Source organism: Gracilibacillus phocaeensis (assembly GCF_900626275.1).
Taxonomy (GTDB): Bacteria; Bacillota; Bacilli; order Bacillales; family Amphibacillaceae; genus Gracilibacillus; species Gracilibacillus timonensis.
In genome coordinates this window covers 1,448,220-1,466,191 of the sequence record NZ_LR131144.1, presented here as the reverse complement: position 1 = coordinate 1,466,191, position 17,972 = coordinate 1,448,220, and the positions used below count along the sequence as shown (strand labels likewise).

Annotated in this window: 13 protein-coding genes, 1 pseudogene and 1 riboswitch; of the genes and pseudogenes, 10 read left to right on the top strand and 4 right to left on the bottom strand. The window is 38.9% G+C overall.

Annotated features, from left to right (window positions below; translation table 11 throughout):
• The first annotated feature begins 199 nt into the window (after nucleotides 1–199).
• The 4 genes from E0E32_RS14760 (at nucleotide 200) to E0E32_RS14745 (ending at nucleotide 7,150) form a co-directional block, all read left to right on the top strand.
• Nucleotides 200–3,688: a hypothetical protein gene (locus tag E0E32_RS14760; RefSeq protein ID WP_165445040.1), complete on the top strand. Its 3,489-nt coding sequence runs from the start codon at nucleotides 200–202 to the stop codon at nucleotides 3,686–3,688.
• 382 nt (nucleotides 3,689–4,070) lie between these two features.
• On the top strand, nucleotides 4,071–4,748 hold the full coding sequence (gene rpiA / locus E0E32_RS14755; RefSeq protein WP_066194216.1) for a ribose-5-phosphate isomerase RpiA: 678 nt from the start codon (nucleotides 4,071–4,073) through the stop codon (nucleotides 4,746–4,748).
• A 103-nt stretch (nucleotides 4,749–4,851) separates the two neighbouring features.
• Complete coding sequence (locus tag E0E32_RS14750) at nucleotides 4,852–5,706, top strand: patatin-like phospholipase family protein (RefSeq protein WP_130860060.1); 855 nt, start codon at nucleotides 4,852–4,854, stop codon at nucleotides 5,704–5,706.
• Between the two features lie 100 nt (nucleotides 5,707–5,806).
• Entirely contained in the window at nucleotides 5,807–7,150 is a 1,344-nt protein-coding gene (locus tag E0E32_RS14745; protein ID WP_130860059.1) for a CoA-disulfide reductase, read from the top strand.
• A gap of 31 nt (nucleotides 7,151–7,181) precedes the next feature.
• On the opposite strand, the gene E0E32_RS14740 is transcribed toward E0E32_RS14745, so the two are convergent.
• Complete coding sequence (locus E0E32_RS14740; RefSeq protein WP_286171937.1) at nucleotides 7,182–8,243, bottom strand: DUF2515 family protein; 1,062 nt, start codon at nucleotides 8,241–8,243, stop codon at nucleotides 7,182–7,184.
• A gap of 99 nt (nucleotides 8,244–8,342) precedes the next feature.
• Nucleotides 8,343–8,434: riboswitch (SAM riboswitch) on the top strand.
• A 98-nt stretch (nucleotides 8,435–8,532) separates the two neighbouring features.
• On the opposite strand from E0E32_RS14740, the gene E0E32_RS14735 reads away from it, so the two are divergent.
• On the top strand, nucleotides 8,533–9,639 hold the full coding sequence (locus tag E0E32_RS14735) for a 5-methyltetrahydropteroyltriglutamate--homocysteine S-methyltransferase (protein WP_130860058.1): 1,107 nt from the start codon (nucleotides 8,533–8,535) through the stop codon (nucleotides 9,637–9,639).
• Nucleotides 9,640–10,127: 488 nt separating this feature from the next.
• On the opposite strand, the gene comER is transcribed toward E0E32_RS14735, so the two are convergent.
• Nucleotides 10,128–10,946: a late competence protein ComER gene (gene comER / locus E0E32_RS14730; protein ID WP_350308629.1), complete on the bottom strand. Its 819-nt coding sequence runs from the start codon at nucleotides 10,944–10,946 to the stop codon at nucleotides 10,128–10,130.
• Nucleotides 10,947–11,020: 74 nt separating this feature from the next.
• On the opposite strand from comER, the gene E0E32_RS14725 reads away from it, so the two are divergent.
• The 3 genes and pseudogenes from E0E32_RS14725 (at nucleotide 11,021) to E0E32_RS14715 (ending at nucleotide 14,517) form a co-directional block, all read left to right on the top strand.
• Nucleotides 11,021–11,638 (top strand): helix-hairpin-helix domain-containing protein, encoded by a 618-nt coding sequence (locus tag E0E32_RS14725; protein ID WP_165445039.1) that lies wholly within the window; start codon nucleotides 11,021–11,023, stop codon nucleotides 11,636–11,638.
• A 116-nt stretch (nucleotides 11,639–11,754) separates the two neighbouring features.
• Nucleotides 11,755–12,201 (top strand): annotated as a pseudogene (locus tag E0E32_RS14720) (ComE operon protein 2); the annotation flags it as partial.
• A 66-nt stretch (nucleotides 12,202–12,267) separates the two neighbouring features.
• The gene (locus tag E0E32_RS14715) at nucleotides 12,268–14,517 is read left to right on the top strand and encodes a DNA internalization-related competence protein ComEC/Rec2 (protein WP_350308632.1); all 2,250 of its coding nucleotides are present in this window, start codon (nucleotides 12,268–12,270) and stop codon (nucleotides 14,515–14,517) included.
• A 177-nt stretch (nucleotides 14,518–14,694) separates the two neighbouring features.
• Here the strand turns inward: E0E32_RS14715 and E0E32_RS14710 are convergent, their stop codons facing one another.
• Nucleotides 14,695–14,829, bottom strand: a complete 135-nt coding sequence (locus tag E0E32_RS14710; protein ID WP_078060147.1) for a YqzM family protein — start codon at nucleotides 14,827–14,829, stop codon at nucleotides 14,695–14,697.
• A gap of 398 nt (nucleotides 14,830–15,227) precedes the next feature.
• On the opposite strand from E0E32_RS14710, the gene holA reads away from it, so the two are divergent.
• Nucleotides 15,228–16,268 (top strand): DNA polymerase III subunit delta, encoded by a 1,041-nt coding sequence (gene holA / locus E0E32_RS14705; protein WP_066194195.1) that lies wholly within the window; start codon nucleotides 15,228–15,230, stop codon nucleotides 16,266–16,268.
• Between the two features lie 93 nt (nucleotides 16,269–16,361).
• Here holA and rpsT read toward each other — a convergent pair whose 3' ends face one another.
• Nucleotides 16,362–16,628: a 30S ribosomal protein S20 gene (rpsT, locus tag E0E32_RS14700; RefSeq protein ID WP_148436811.1), complete on the bottom strand. Its 267-nt coding sequence runs from the start codon at nucleotides 16,626–16,628 to the stop codon at nucleotides 16,362–16,364.
• A gap of 264 nt (nucleotides 16,629–16,892) precedes the next feature.
• On the opposite strand from rpsT, the gene gpr reads away from it, so the two are divergent.
• A complete protein-coding gene (gene gpr / locus E0E32_RS14695; protein ID WP_066196596.1) occupies nucleotides 16,893–17,930 on the top strand; it encodes a GPR endopeptidase in 1,038 nt (345 codons plus the stop codon).
• Nucleotides 17,931–17,972 lie beyond the last annotated feature (42 nt).

The window sequence follows — 17,972 nt, the reverse complement described above, 5'->3', positions numbered from 1 at the left end:
ATATGACAGAGCGAACCATACAGTCTGTTTTGATGGTTCGTTTTTTTGGTGAAGAATCATGAAAAGGCACACGATGTATAGAGAGGTCGCATTGCACGAAAAGATAGTGGATGGCAGGTAATGCAAATGGTAATGGAAAATGATAGAATAACCATAACAAAGTAAGGCTGTTTCTTTACGACAATTAATTAGAAGTGAGGTGAAGACATTGGATAACCTATCAAGAGCAGCTAAAGAGAAAATAGTGCAACAAGAAATCAAAGCATTATGGGAGCATGGGTATCTTACCGAACAAGAATACACACGTTTTAAGCAAGGCTATCGCCAGTATTGTTTGCAATTAAAAGAACAGTCTGATTTACGACAGCGTAAGGTACATATGGAGGAAAAAGAACAAGAGTCTCCTGGCGAAACAGAAATGAACGCGGTATCGTCAACTTCTGACATGGCGAACCATCAGCCTGTAAAACCTAGCAAACCAGCTAAACCGAAAAAAACAAAGGAACAGTTAAGAGAACGGAATATTACCTGGCTGCTTATCCTTGGCGTGATGTTCTTATTAATAAGCGGATTAGTAGTGGCAACGAGTACTTGGGAACAGATGGGTGCGCTGCTAAAGGTGATGACATTGCTTGGTGTATCATTATTCTTCTTGGCACTAAGCGGATTGTGCAGTCGTTTTCTACATATCAAAAAGACAGCGTTTGCCTTTTTAACATTAGGAAGCCTATTATTACCAATTACAATTCTTGCTATAGGTTATTTTGGTTTATTCGGTGACTACTTAACTTTAACAGGAGAGGGAAGATATCTCCTGGGGCTGCTTTGTACCTTAATCCCTTTACCGTTGTATGTAAGGAATGCCCTGGTCACCAAATCAAAATTGTTTATCTGGATTACCTTTATCTTTTTATCCTTTGTGATAGGTTTTTCCTTTGCGGCACTAAGGCTACCCATAGATCTTTTTTATTTATTTATTATGCTGTATAATGCTGCCCTGTTACTGGTTTACCATCGTTTTCATCGTCAGAAACAAATGAAAATGGTACTGTTTTTAAAAGAACTGCCTGCATTTGCCCAACTAAATCTAATCATTTCGACGTTATTGATGTTGATCGTATTTGATCAAGCTATTTTTTACAGTTTCAACGTCTTATTAACAGCCTTCCTGTACATGGCTATGGTATTCGTTTACCAAACCAGGGCTTATCAATTTGTGTTTATTGCTTTGTTTGCTTATAGTGTATATCAATTCACCGAGCACTCTTGGCTTTATGCCGCCGATTTGCTGATCTATGCTTCGCTAGGTATTGGCTATCTGCTTTTTGCCTATATGATGCGCAAGGATCACATCAGTCAAAAGATTTTCTATTATACAAGCGGTGTTATTACGATCTTTGCCTTTATTTATATCAGCTTTCAAGGAATAATCGTCCGCGGGAATTCGGACTCATGGATATTATTAGCGGCCTATTTGGTGATTGCCGCCACTTATAGCTATTTGGCTCATATTTCAGAACGCCAGATTTTTCGTTGGTTGGCTCCGATCTTTTTATTTACGTTCGGTCTACAGCTTTGGAATGTTGCCATCGAGCCTTATTTTGCGGTTGCTCAGTCGTTGTTTATCTTCGTGTATGCCGTTTGTTTATTTTTTTTCGTTGGCGGGAATCAACGCTATTCTTTTTTACAAGCGATACAAACAAGTACCTATTATTTATCTCTAATGGTGATGTTACTAACAATCTTGCTTGAATATATGATGACAAACTATACGACATTAGCTGTATTGTTAGCCTTATTTGGCGGGGTTGCTTTATTTGTTTCTTCCTCTAAGAAGGCAATCGAACGTCAAATAGCGGAATGGGCCCATGCTGTTAGCTGGTTATTGGCGTTCTTGTTTTTTTATCCCATGATGACCGACCATGTTTCAGGATATCAGCTGTATGTAGATATGCCATATCACATGGGTGCATCGTCCTTATTGCTGCTTGCTGTTTGCAAGTTATGGGATAAGCAGGAAAAGGACAGATGGGCGCATACGGCATTTTATGTAGGTCAAGTCAGCTATTATCTCGCTTTGCTACTGCTGGCAGTAAATGATGTAAATCATATGGATGGTTTACGGACCAGCTTTATTTTCATTGGTATTGGTTTAGCGGTATGGCTCGTTCGCCGTTCTAAACAAACGATATTATGGGGGCTGGTTGCCTTATTAACCTTGGCCTGTTATTTATCCATTTATAGTTTGTTCCCATGGGAATCTTACCGCAGCTTTGTGTGGTTTATCGTTTTTGCACCTGTGTTATTACTGGTGATTGATCGAGTGGCTGGATCGTACGAAAAGGCGTTACAACCGTATTTCTTTTGGTTGGCCCATCTTTTTCAGCTGATTGTGCTGGGGCATGTACTGATCGGCAGCCTCTTTTCCAATCAACTGCATCCCGTGATTTTGGTTATACCGGTTATGATCTATCTTTATAGCACATTAACCAAGATAAAAGAGTGGCAAATCAAACTGCAATTATATGCCGCTATGCTGATTGGCTCTTGGATGATCAATGAGCATGCTAGTTACTATGACTGGACGGCATATATCCCTGCTGGTTATATCTGGTTGGGTACGCTGGTGTTCATTAGTATCATTTGGTTCTTTGTCCCAATAATCTGGAAGCGCCGGATGGAATGGTACTGGATTCCTATGGCCAATTTGCAATTGCTGTTGGCTATTACATTTTTGCCGATTGATTCTATTATGCGTCTCGGATTTTTGATTGGTTTTATCATTTTGACATTGTTTTTTATCCATGTACGAAAGTGGTACGCTTTGCTTTTGCTGCCCCTTCTTACCTCGCTATGGATGTGGAGTGAACAGCAGGTTATCATAGAATCAGGTCATTTATTGCTAGTCAGCTTGTTGATGTTTTTGCTGTTAATAGTGGCAGGCAGGTATCTGTTTATGCAATTATATGCAGCAGCATCCGATCGACAGCTTACCGTCGATTGGTATGCAGTGGGTGCCTTACTTTATACAGGTTTCGCCTTGGCGTTATCGATGGACTTTACTAATGTTTGGCTAGAAATTATACCGTATTTGTTGCTTTCCAGTTGGTTGTATTTGCAAATCAAACGGCTAGAAGGGAAATTGGCGCCAAAAGTCTTTTTTAGCTTAGCTGCTTTATCGTTGTTACCTGCTTATTACCTTATTTTGAATGAGTACTTGCGATGGATTGATCCATTATGGCATGCGGAACTGAGGGTATTTCCCATACTCGTACTCAGTTTGTTGCTCTCTATAAAAACATGGCGTCAGTATCAGCAGATTGTCTCGCATGTACAGACGATCATACTTGTCTTTATTACGGTTTACCTTGTATATGATGCGATACAAAGCAGTACGATTTGGGATGCCTTTATTATTGGTACACTTTCTGTCATTTCGTTCTTAGCAGGGATGAAATATCAGATCAAGTCTTACTTTTTCGTGGGTCTGGGAACCTTATTGTTTAATGTAATCTATCAGACCAGACCTTATTGGGGGAATATGCCTTGGTGGGGTTACTTGTTGATCGTTGGCCTATTATTCATTGCTATTGCTAGTTATAATGAATGGCAAAAGCAACAAGAAACAGAAGGAAAGCTGGTCAAGCATATCAAAAAAATGGTAGCACGACTGAAAGAGTGGAATTAATGATGGATACGGGTTTCTTTTGCACATAAGGAAACCCGTTTTTGATAAATCACCATTTCACATGTTAAAGTGAATCTTCCGCACGTGCTTCGCTGCACAGGAGTTGTGACTGGACGTCACAGGCTTAGCCCACGAACTTCTTACTCGTCTATGCTGGCTGACTTCCACTAGGGAATACTTTACGTCTATATAAGTTGAATTAAATAACTTCTCATTGATTTGCTCTCTTGATTAAAATATAATGGATAACTAATCAGGAATGAATCTTCACATGCAAATAATTCCCAGCATAAAAATGTTTACAAGGTAAGCAACAAGGGAAAAAGAATATACACTCTTATTTTTTTTCGGTGAATAAGAAAGTTAAAAAGAGGTGAACAGCATGTTAGAGAAACGATTAGCAGGAGAAAAGGCAGTGGAATTTATCCAAGATGGAATGATCGTGGGCCTCGGCACAGGCACTACCGTGAATGTCGTCCTGCGTGAATTAGCTAAGCGAGTAGCGGATGGCCTGTCAGTCCAAGGGGTAGCCACTTCGAAAACTACAGAAGAACGAGCCAGAGAGTTTCAAATCCCGTTAATGGATGTGGAAGATATAGAAACAATTGATCTCATGATTGATGGCGCAGACGAGGTCTGTACACAGTTTGATCTTATTAAAGGTGCCAAAGGTGCCCTGCTTCGTGAGAAAATGATTGCTACCAGTTCTTCTCATTTTGTTGTTGTTATTGGCGAAGACAAATATGTAGAACAATTAGGTGCTTTTCCATTGCCTGTTGAAATTGTTTCTTATGCATGGAAGGTTACCATTAAGCAGATTGAACAGCTGGGATGTCAAGCGGCACTGCGAATGGCGGAGAATGATATTCCTTACATTACGGATAATGGCAATTACATTGTAGATTGTGCATTTAAACAAATTGCCGAACCATCCATTTTATCAGCAAAGATTAACTCTATTCCAGGTGTAGTAGAAAATGGGCTCTTTTCCAATGTGGCAGATACGATCATTATTGGTAAAAAAGACGGGAAATTAGATATTAAACAAAAAAGAATATGAGTCAGGCACTACTCAATCCTCTTCCTTTTCATTTCCTATTGCTAAGTAGTAAAATAGTAAGTAAACAGCATCTAATTAACAGAAAAGTGGAAGAGGGTTTTTTATGTGTAGTAATATTGGACTTGTTTTAGAAGGCGGAGGCAGTAGGGGGGTATATACGGCAGGTGTGTTGCAATATTTAATGAAGCATCAAATATATCTGCCCTATGTGATCGGCGCCTCATCAGGGGCATGTCATGGTTCTTCCTATATATCAAGACAAATGGACAGAAATAAAAAAGTGTCCATTGATTATGTACGTCACCCAGACTACTTATCCATTCGAAATTTATTGAAAAAGCGGCAGTTGTTTGGAATGGACTTTATTTTTGATCAGCTACCAAATCAATTAGTTCCTTTTGATTTTGCTACTTTTCAACAAGCGAAAGAATCTTTTGTGGTGACAGCAACAGACTGTATGACAGGGGAAGCGGTCTATTATGATAAGAAGCACCATGCGAAGGATGTATTGACATTAATTCGCGCTTCCAGCTCACTTCCGTTGGCAGCGCCAATTGTGCATTATCAAGGCCGGGCCTTAATGGATGGTGGTATTAGCAACCCTATACCTATTAAGCAGTCAATACGTGCTGGGAATACGAAGAACGTTGTGGTTTTAACCCGAAATCGTGGCTATGTAAAGAAACCACAATCCTTTCATTGGTACATAAGCAGAAAATATCAAGAGTATCCCGGTTTATTAGAAGCCCTTAAACATCGGCATATTGAATATAACGAGACAATGGAGTATTTGTATGAAGAAGAGGAAAAAGGAAATATATTAATCATTTCGCCCCGTGAAAAATTAAAGGTAGCTAGGATGGATCGTAACAAACGAAAATTGATGGATTTATATAAACAAGGTTATCAGGATACCGCAGCTATCGCCCCTATCTTACAAGATTTCTTAGCAGGATAGCAATGAAAAGATTACATGTATTTTGGTGTTTTCTGTCACCCTATGAATGCACAGACTGGTGGAGTTCGTTAGATATTCAATAGTTGAGGAGGAGTGTCAGATGAAATATGTCATCATTGGAGGAGTAGCGGCGGGCATGAGTGCGGCTATGGAGATTATCAGGACGGATGAACAGGCCGAGATAACCGTCCTTGAGCGTGGTGCTGTCTATTCTTATGGTCAATGTGGTCTTCCTTATGTTATTAATGGTCTTGTTCCTTCAGCAGACGACGTTATTGCACGGTCCGTTCAATCGTTTCGAGAGGATCATGGTATTCAGGCAGAAATTAATATAGAGGTTACCGAACTGGATGCTCAAGAGAGAAAAGTCTATGCCAAAAGAATCCAAACGAAAGAAGTTGTTAGCTTTACTTATGATCGTTTATTGATAGCTACAGGTGCAGATCCTATACAGCCAAACTGGCCGAGGATAAACCTGGAAGGGATTCATGTGTTAAAGACAATTCCTGATACCAAGGCAATTGTGACCGATATGATGGAAAACGTCGAACACGTTACCATTATCGGTGGTGGTTATATAGGATTAGAAGCGACAGAAAGCTTTCGTTCTTTAGGTTTGTCGGTTACCCTTATTCAAAGAGGGGATCAATTAGCTAAAATATTTGATTTAGATATGGCGCGACAGATTCACGAAGAAGCCAGCAAACATGGTGTTGATGTAAAACTAGGGGAAGAAGTTACCCATTTTGAAGGAGATAAGCGGGTAAAGCGTGTCATAACAACGAATGGTGCTGTTGATACCGATCTAGTATTGATCAGCGCTGGTATCCATCCAAATACCGATTTTCTCAAAGGCTCCGGCCTCCATATGACGGATGAAGGCGCGATTATAGTAAGCCCAGCGATGCAAACATCTTTGCCTGATGTTTATGCGGCTGGCGATTGTGCCACGCATTATCATATCGTCAAACAGCTCAATGATTATATACCATTGGGAACAACAGCGAATAAACAAGGTCGAATTGCAGGGGCCAATATGGCGGGGAGATACCTGACGTTCAAAGGAATCACCGGCACATCTATTATCCAATTTTTCGATCTAACACTCGGTCGTACAGGGATTACGGAAAAGGAAGCCAAACGATTGAACATTCCTTATCAAGCAGAAACGAAAACGGCAAATAATCAAGCAGGCTATTATCCTGGCGGTGAAGACTTACACATCAAGTTACTTTATCACCCTTATACCAATCATGTCCTTGGAGGACAAATCATTGGAAAGAAAGGGGTAGATAAACGCATCGATGTTTTAGCAACGGCTCTATATAATCAAATGACGATCGATCAGCTTCAAGACTTAGACTTAGCATACGCACCGCCTTATAATGGTGTCTGGGATCCCATACAAAAAATAGCGCGGCGTTGGAATCGAGATAAGACTTAAGCTTTCGTTACCATGATACAGAAAGAAGGATCTAGGTTGGATCTAAGGTATGAAGCAGCATATTGGCAAATTCCAATTGCTGTAATGCCTCTACATAATCCTTCTGAATTTTACCATTGACACTTCTCCTTGTTTTCTTAAAGAAATGAAGGACATGCCAATCGTGATACCAGTCATGCCAAAGCGCAGGTGTATGCTGAATGTTTGGCCATATCTCGTTTAAACAAGGGCTGTAGATCGTGGAATATGGATGCATGGGTTTATCAACAGAAAATTTATCTGGCCAGTAGTCACTCCTTGAGCCACTATGTTTCTGTTGCATCGCCCACTCTAAAATTCCATCCGTATAAGTAGAATAACATAGTAATTGATAAAGCTTTTTGCCGAGGATAATACGTTTTTTTAATGAAGCGAAATGGCGAACAGGCAGACCAACGAGAGTCACTTGCTGCTCCTTATGGAAGGGAAATAAGATGTAATTCCACTGCAACAGCTCAGGTAAACTGCTTTTGATCTTTTCAGATAGAGAAGGGCGCCAATGTTTATTTTGCATCACCCGCTTTTCGATATAGTGTTGTTCATTGATAATCAATGCGGTATTGAGTAAGAAAAGGTCCTTATGTACATGGAAATACTCCCACATGACTTGCATGAAAATGGATATTCCAAAATAAGGTAGTAAATAGCTAAGATCTTTTTGATGACGCAAGCCTTCTGCATACAGTAGTAATTGGGGGTAAGCATCTTGAAAGATTAACCAATTGTTTTTTTCTAATAAGTTGAAAAAATAATGTTGCTGCTGCTCAGACAATAGTTGTCGATAATTGCTGCCTCTTAGATCGGTCATATTCCAACCTGCATTTCTAGAAACCATATGCGCAAGCATGGACCAATTGATTTCAGGATAGTCCAAATAAAAGTCTAGATAAGCCTTTGTCCGAGTCAAATTATTAAGATTGGCTGATTTGGTTTTCCTGACGACTAATCGGATGACATGCTGATCTTCGTGAGAAATTTTTGGGAATGCTTGCTGATTAGAGTTGTTTAACTTTTGTTTAAGCTTTCTGTATTCGTCTGGGATGGAAAGGATCAATTTGCTTACCTCCTTTTTTATAGAAATGTTTAAAAATAGTGTTGAATTCTTTTGATATTTGTAGTATGATTATTTTCATACAATTTTATTACATAGTAATTCTTATCCAGAGAGACGGAGGGATTTGGCCTGATGATGTCTCAGCAACCAGTCTAATCATTAGACACGGTGCTACTTCCAACAGATAAGAAGATTGTTCCCTTATAGTAGTAAAGGGCTTCTTCTTATCAGAAGAGGCCTTTTTTTACTGGATAAGTAACTATACCATAACATAAAAGGAGAGGATAACATGGTAGTGCAAGCAAAAACAGCACCATTTCGAGCCGATCATGTCGGAAGCTTATTAAGAACAGAGAAATTATTACAAGCAAGGAAAGAATATCAAGCTGGTCAGATTACGGATCAGCAATTACGTGAAGTTGAGAATCAGGAAATCAGCTATATTGTAGATAAGCAGATTGAAGTTGGTTTAGAGCTGGTATCTGACGGAGAATTCCGCCGTCGTTTCTGGCATACTGATTTCTTAGAACACCTTCATGGAATCGAAGGATATGTCCCGAATACAGGGTTTATTTTCAATGAAGACGAAGAAACAGAACGCTATGATGTCCGTAATATAGGTAAGGTATCATTTAATCCAGATCACCCTTTCTTACAAGATTTTAAAGAATTTAACGCAATCGTTGATGGCAGAGCAGTTGCTAAACAAACGATACCAAGCCCGAACCAGTTATTTAACCGAAGCATCAGAGATGAAAGTGTTTATCCTGATATAGAGGTCTATGCTCAAGATGTGATCCAGACGTATCGTGATGCAGTTAAGGCATTTTATGATGCAGGGGTTCGCTATCTGCAGTTTGATGATGTGTATATTGCTGGTTTGTCTTCGCCTGATATCCCATTCAATGATGGTGAATTCTCACGTGAATATTTAATCGATTTGGCATTAAAAGTGATCAATGCCGTGTTAGAGGATAAACCGAAAGATTTGGTGGTGACCACTCATTTATGTCGTGGTAATTATCGTTCTAACTGGGCATTTGAAGGAAGCTATGACTTAATTGCACCAACTTTATTCGCCAAAGAAAAGGTAGATGGCTTTTTCCTAGAGTATGATGATGATCGTTCTGGCGGTTTCAAACCTTTAGATCATATCCCAGCAGGCGGACCAAGAGTTGTATTAGGTTTAATCACTTCAAAACATGGTCAGTTGGAAGATAAAGAGACCATTAAACAGAGAGTAGAAGAAGCTTCACAGTATGTTCCATTAGATCAGCTTTGCCTAAGTCCACAGTGTGGCTTTTCTTCCACACATCATGGCAACAAACTAACAGAAGAAGATCAGTGGAATAAACTAAAATATATTGTTGCCCTAGCAGAAGAAATCTGGGGTTAATGAATGAAAAAAAGGTTTTGTATCGAATAGGATACAAAGCCTTTTTCGTTGGGGTGGTTTAGAGCCACTAACGACCAAAAAAGAAGGAATTAAGAAAAACCAGGCAACCCCTGTAAAGCGCTCTACTTTACATCATCCAACGTATCGGTATCGCGGTTTGTTATAGGTAAAAATCATTCCAAGTCCTATTATGTCAAGGGTTATATACATTCTTTGCTTATCAAAAAAATAGTCGTCATATCCATGAGTGGTGGATACTCTTTTTGTTATTTAAATAGGTAGTTTATGTGAAGCATCATTTTGCTACGCTTAAAAACTGGCTCGGTTACGCGGACCAGTTTTCAAATGAATTATTTAATTATAGTGACGAAAAAACGCAGGGGTGTCGACTTTTCTGCGGAATATATTCATACATCAGAAAAAATTTATCATACAGGCAGGAGATAGATCATCTATTGTCGAAATATTATAAAGAAGACCTTAAATGGTTATTGTTTTTTATGAAGTAAAGCCTTATCTTCGTAAAATTTGTCATGAGTGGCTTGAATGACATGGCCAAATAAGTCTTCCCAGTGCTCATCAATAGCAGCGATACCCGCACCCGTTACCCCACCTTTCACACACACTTTATCTACTAATTCTGTAAGGCTGAAATGTTTCTCAGAAAGTAATTTTCCGTATCCAGCTAACATTTTTTCCATTAAGACAGTCGCTTGTTCTTTTGATATGTTGGTTTGATCATGGGCGGAGGTAATGAAATGTTCTGCTAAATATGAGAAAAAAGCAGGGCCGCAAGAAACGATGTCAGAAGCTATCCGTACGATAGACTCATCTATTTCTAATGCCTCTGAAAAGTTGTTCCAGATTTGCAGAAGTTGATCTTTTTTAAAGGCCTCCAAACGTGTACCAAAGGTAACTAACGTGACCCCTGCTAATGCATAATTTGTAATACTTGGAATCATTCTTGCTACTTGGCAATCGACTAATTCCTCTAATTCATCAACAGATAAAGCACTTGTAATGGAAATCAACAGCTGTTTCTCCGTTAGAATGGGCTTCGCTTCCTTCAATACATCTATCATTTCCAAGGGTTTGACACATAGATAAACGGTGTCTACTTTTTCAAGTAATTCCTGTAAATTAGTCTCGACCTGTAAGTTTGGGTATTGTTTTTGGATTTGATACGCCTTTTCGATCGTTCGATTGGTAATATAACAATCTGTTTCCTTGATGGTGGCAGATTCAAGGAAAGCTCGTATTAGAATCTCCCCCATATTACCAGTCCCTATTATGCCCCATTTCATCATTACTCGCCTCCTGGATAGTTGCTAAGACTATCCTATGACATACTTTTCTATTCTATGATAAAGGAATGATGATCATGTCTTGGTTGTTGAAAAATTGGTATATCATACTTATTGCGGTAGTCATTATCTTATGGCTTATTATAAACCCTAGTGCTACAGAACAGTCCAATCAGGTAAGTGTGGACCCATCAGCAGAAGTGACAACAATGGAAAAGGAAGTAACAGAAGAAGAAAAAGAGAATGAGCCAGTCAAGGAATTGGAACTAAAAATAGATATTAAAGGGGAAGTGAATAAACCTGGTGTATATATTGCGAAGCCTGAAGATCGAGTTCAGGATGTGATTCTGCTTGCTGATGGATTTACCTCAGAGGCCAATCAGTTATCAATCAATTTAGCAGAAAAAGTATACGATGAAATGGTCATTTATGTACCAAATCAGTCAGAAGAGGAAGAAGTTGCTATATCATCTTCTACTCCACCAACACAGGAGACAGGACCACAAGTCAAACTCAATATGGCTTCATTAGAAGAACTTCAAACCATACCCGGAATCGGGGAAGTCAAGGCGCAGGCGATCCTGGAATATCGGGAGACAAACGGTTCATTCCAGAAGGTTGAGGATTTAACGAATGTATCTGGAATTGGTGAAAAAACGTTAGAAAAGATAAAAGCGTTTGTTCAAGTTCCATGATTAAGGAGGTAGAGTGAGAAAGCATTTTTGTGATGACAGGAGGGATGTATTGACGGTTAAGGTCAATATCGATAGAATTTTATTAGAGTGTGTTACTTTAAGGGAGAGATGAAGAAATGGAACGAATTTCATGGCATCAATATTTCATGGCACAAAGCCATCTGTTGGCATTACGAAGTACTTGTCAACGGTTGATGGTTGGTGCTACCATTGTTCGAGATAAACGGATTATTGCAGGGGGATATAATGGGAGTGTCTCAGGGAGTGTGCATTGTATAGATGAGGGCTGCTATGTCATTGATGGGCACTGTGTCCGTACCATCCATGCTGAAATGAATGCATTACTGCAATGTGCAAAATTTGGAGCTTCCACAGAAGGAGCAGAGATATATGTTACCCATTTCCCGTGTCTGAATTGTTGTAAAGCAATCATTCAGGCCGGTATTAAAACGGTGTATTATGCAGAAGACTATAAAAATCACCCCTATGCCATCGAGCTTTTTAAAGAGGTTGGTGTATATACGGAAAAAGTGGAATTAGACCATACTTATATTTCATTGAAACCTGAATAGGGGAAGAAAAAGGGAAAGGAGGTATATAACCAATTGTTTCAAAGATTGCACTGGATAATGGTCATATATCTCTTATGCCTTTTTTGCCAAGGGATATCCTTTTATCTGTTTTTAGTGTTATTATTAGCACTTATGATGTATTTATTATTAGGCCATCGTTTACCTACTTTTTATTTGGTTGGTTTATGCTTGTTTGGTCTATGGATGTATGGTCAGATTCCTGCTGTCCAAAGCGAACCTCCACTTGATACAAGTGTAACCACTACTGTCTCCGGTCAGATTACCTCTTACGTAGAAAAAAGGGACACTTTTCTACGCTTTACTCTTTATACAAATCAGGAAGAAAAAGTGCAACTGACTTATTTCCTATCAGAGAGTGACCTACCAGCACTTACAAATACTCTAAAGACAGGGGCAAACTGTTCCTTTGCTGGGAAGTATCAAACAATTCCAACAGCCAGAAATCCCGGTCAGTTTGATTATCAATTCTACTTAGCCAGTCAAGATATTCATCAACAGTTCATTATTGAATCATTGGAAAATAGTTCATGTATGGGACAAGGTCCGATACAAAAAATATATGATTTGCGTGATAGGATATTACAGCATGCGGAGCGGGAGCTGCATTCGTTTACTTATGCCTGGTTTGCTGCTTTGTTATTTGGGGATCGATCGTCACTGGAAGAGGAAGTGGTCGATGTTTTTCAAGATTGGAACCTGACCCATATCATTGCTATTTCTGGTTTACATGTAGGTCTGATAGTTGGGCTTCTTTATTTTATATTGGTATATGTCTGTCGCATGACGGTGGAAAAGTCCCAACTCGTATTGATAGCTATTCTGTTAATTTATCCGATTATGGCTGGTGGGACCCCTTCCGTCTGGCGTGCCTGTTTAATGATGAATGTCATTTTGGTGACAAATAAGCTCCCCATTCGTTTAACGTTATCTGATACGCTTAGTCTTGTTTGTATTTTGTTGTTATTGTATAATCCTCACTTGATTTATTCTTTAGCCTTCCAATTTAGCTTTGCGGTCACTTTTGCGATTATCTTATCACGGCAGGTATTATCACATACTTCGCATAACATATGGAATATGCTGCAGATTTCATTTTTAAGTTTGATGATTATTTTGCCGATTCAATTATATCATTTTTATCAATTTCAACCATCCTCCGTACTGATTAATCTTTTGATTATCCCTTACTTTTCCTTATTTGTTTTACCACTATTGTTTATTCTATTGCTTGGTTTGCCTTTTCCATTTTTGCTAACGATCATTGATATGGTGTTTTGGAAGGTACATTCCTTTATCATACACGCAATGACCATACTCGATGAAAGGATAAGTTTTCTTTGGCTAACAGGAGAATTCCCTCTTATTTTGGTGGGGATTTATTATGTATTATTATACGTATGCTTGGTTGCTTGGGAAGGAAACGAGATGAAAAAGGCGTTTCGTTCAGCGGTATTAATTGTGTTTTTATTGGTTGCGGTAAGCATAAAGCCATATCTGGATCCCCACGGCTATGTAACGGTTTTAGATATCGGGCAAGGAGATGCGATCGTTATAGAATTACCTTATCGTAAAGGGGTCTTAATGATCGATGCGGCAGGGACGATGAGCCGTGATTTTCAAACACCTTCCGCAGAAACCTTTGAACAAATCATCCAACCTTTTTTTCAAGCGAGGGGGATTCAACAGATCGACGCGATCATTTTATCACATGCAGATCATGATCATATTGGCAGTGTTCCCTTTATTTTGAATGATTATCAGGTGGATCATTTGTTTAGCAGCCCATTTTTCGATCAGAAATTATTGGAGCAATACCGAGAAATCAGTCCGAAAACGACAGATCATCAAATAAAAGCAGGGGACCAGGTTGACGTTCAGGGACAATTATTGGAAGTGCTGTATCCATGGGAGGAAAATAGCGATAAGAATGAAAATTCAGTGGTATTAAAGACAAGCTTAGGGCAGCATACATGGCTGTTCACGGGTGATATTGGCAAAAAATCGGAAGCGCAGATATTGGAACAATTTCCATCATTGCATCTGGATGTATTAAAGGTAGCTCACCACGGCAGTAACACGTCCAGTGCAGCAAGTTTTTTACGTGAAACGGGAGCCGATATAGGTATTATATCTGCTGGCCTTGACAATCAATATGGACATCCACATCCAGACGTATTAACAAATCTTAAGCAGCAGTCCATGGATATTTATCGAACTGATACTTCTGGAGCGATAACATATCAATATACAAAAGAAAGTGTAACCATTTTTCCCTTTCTACCATAGAATAAGATAGTATCGCGTCACATTTTTATGCAAAAAATAAAAGCGCTCGGGGCTAGACGTAGCTATTCTTCGATAAAACGTTATTCGCAGGGGCTAATGTTATCCTTTTCTAACAAAAAAACACACAAATGTAATGGAAACTAACATTTGCGTGTTGCACCTGTTCTTGCGCATGTTTTAAGAACCGACTGCGTCAAAAATGACACCAATAAAGAAAATAATCATAAAGAATAAAAAGGAGAACACAAAACCTAATCCAGCATCAAATAGATCGTGACGCTTTGATTGTACATCTTTTTCGAATTCATTCATTGCCAATGCCTCCTTCCATATCAATGTGCTTCTTGATTTTCATCAATATTTAGTATTCCCTTACTTAGCAAGAGTTTACACCTATATATTTAGTCGATACTGGTCAATCTATATAAGAAGAAAATATCGCAGCTTGATTAGAGGCCTAGGACTAATGAAGTTGCGTTCATATAGATTGCAGAGGGATGTAAGCTATTTACTTCCCTCTCCCTTATGCTATGCATAAGAAACAAAAGGAATACAATCATTTGCAGTTAAGAAATAATTCAGTTGCCTAAGTTTCTTTTCAATATGTATTTCTTATTATACAATAAAACATAATTGATTTTTTTTCAACATTTTCTTATCATAAGTATGTTATTTTAAAATGATGTCTACATAGTTGGGGATGAGGATATATGGATTATTTACAGCACATCCAAAAGATGAAACAAGGAACGTTCGATCTGGTATATTATTTATATGGAACAGAAACCTACATGTTGGAGGCCGTAAAGCAAGCAATGATTCAATATGGCATGCAACCGGAAGAACAGGATACGAATTTATCGTTATACGATTTAGAAGAAACCACCATCCAGGAAGTGATTACGGATGCAGAAACATTCCCTTTTCTTGGTGAAAGAAAAATTATTATTGCCAACAATGCCGATTTTTTAAAGGCAAAACCTCAAAATACCGAAATAGTCCATCAGCCAGAGGAATTACTTCGATATTTGGAGAATCCTGCCCCTTATTCGATCTTAGTAATGATTGCACCTTATGAGAAAGTAGATGAGCGAAAAAAGGTGGTAAAGCAATTAAAGAAATCGGCAAGTACTATCGCATGTGAAGCCCTCAAAGAATGGAATGTACAAACTGTCATCCATTCTATTGCAAAGGAAAATAAAGTTTACATTTCGGAGGAAGTAGTCAATTATTTCATTAACGAAATAGGGACAAACTTGATGTTGATTCATTCGGAAATGGCTAAGTTAGCGTTATATGTGGGGGAAGGAAATCACATTCGATTAGAGGACGCCGAGACACTGCTTTCAAGCCCAGAGAATAGTTCTGCACTAAAATTAGTCGATGCCATTATGGAGAACAATTTGGCGAAGGCGGTTAATATCAGCAAAGATTTGCAAAAAATGAATGAAGATCCGATTGCGTTATTGGCGCTGGTAGCTTCTCAGTATCGCACGTTACTTCAAGTGAAATTATTGAAACAGCAAGGTTTTACTCAGCAACAAATGGCAAAGCAGTTGAAAATACATCCTTATGTTGCGAAATTATCGTTGCAAAGGCAGAATAACTATTCCTTGAAAGAATTGGAACTCGCAATAGATTGGCTAGCAGAGACGGATACAGAGATAAAAACGGGTGGAATGGAGAAGTCGTTGGCATTTGAATTATTGTTATATCGTTTGGTAAACATAAGGTCACAGAGTGTATCATAAAGAAAAGGTCGTATCCATTTTGTAAAGTCGAGTTATACGCAAGATTTGTAATAAAAACCACAGCAGTTATTTTTAAACTGCTGTGGTTTTTATTTATGCGCTAAGTTGATTTACTTTCTTTGTTAAGCGTGATTTTTGACGGTTACCCTTGTTTTGATGAACAAGTCCTTTTTGTACCGCTTTGTCAATCTTTTGAACAGCTGTTTGAAGTGCGCTTGTTGCACCCTCTACATCCTTTTGATCAATTAACGCTTCTACTTTCTTAACATAGGAACGCATATCTGATTTTACGGATTGATTTAGTTGACGACGATCTTCATTAGTACGTACACGTTTAATAGCTGATTTGATATTAGCCAATGTCTTCACCTCCATCTTGCTTCATACACCTACTATATATTAGGTCACATGACATTTTATCAAAGCTTTCACAATTTATCAATATAAATAATGATCAAGTCGTAAAAACTTTGTCAAATCGGTTGTTTGTCATCACAAATATTGGAAGCGAAGTATCAAACAAACGTAGTTGGAAAAGCTATTGAAAAAGTGTTCTGAGGAGGAAACAGATTGAAACAAGAAAAATTCGAGGTAAGAACAGATCTAGCAGTCGAGGCAAAGGATATGTATGTAAATCAGGAAAAAAGCAAAAGAAAAACAATCGCTGGTGTGAAGACAAACGAATTTCAGGAAGGGAATATTCAGGTTACCGAAGTGGAGGTGGATGAAGAAGGGGCAGAACAAATTGGCAAAAGTCCTGGATCTTATCGCACCATTTATTCCGAAGCGATCAAGAAGCAAGATACGGTTTCACAAGAGGAAACAGCCACAGTAGTAGCAAAGCAATTATTAGAATTGATGGAGAAAAATCAGATTAACAAAGAAGCAACAGGGTTAATTGTAGGGCTGGGTAATCGGCACGTCACACCTGATGCACTAGGACCGTTAGCCTTAGAAAAAATACTCGTTACCAATCATCTATTTGAACATGAGCCCCAATATGTAGAAGATGGGTATCGAAGGGTTGCCATTATGTCCCCAGGTGTACTTGGTGTAACAGGGATAGAGACGAGTGACATTATTACTGGAGTCATGGAAAAGTATCAGCCGGATTTTGTAGTGGCCATCGATGCCTTAGCTTCCCGATCGATTGAGCGAGTGAATGCTACTATTCAACTGTCCGATGCCGGAATTCATCCAGGTTCAGGAGTAGGAAACAAAAGGAAAGAATTATCAAAAGCGAGTCTTGGTGTGCCTGTTTTTGCTATTGGTGTGCCTACCGTGGTAGATGCGGTGACGATTACTAGTGATGCGATTGATTATGTCTTGAAACACATTGTGAAAGAATGGAAAGAGAAAGATAAACCATCTAAATCGCTCACCCCTGCTGGTTTATCCTTCGGCGATTATTCTCTTTCCGATATGGAACTGCCATCTGCGGAAGAACGAGAAAAGATTTTCGGGATGATAGGAGCCTTAAATGAGCAAGAGAAACGAGCGCTTATGCAAGAAGTATTGACCCCATTAGGACAAAATCTGATGGTAACGCCTAAGGAAATAGACGGTTATATTCAAGATATGTCCCATTTGCTTGCGGCTGCCATTAATGCCGCTATGCATGAAAAGGTAAATATCAAAAATTTTGCTTCTTTTACCAGATAAGTTCTATTCTCTATCTCCTCTACATATGCTCTAGTAAATGTG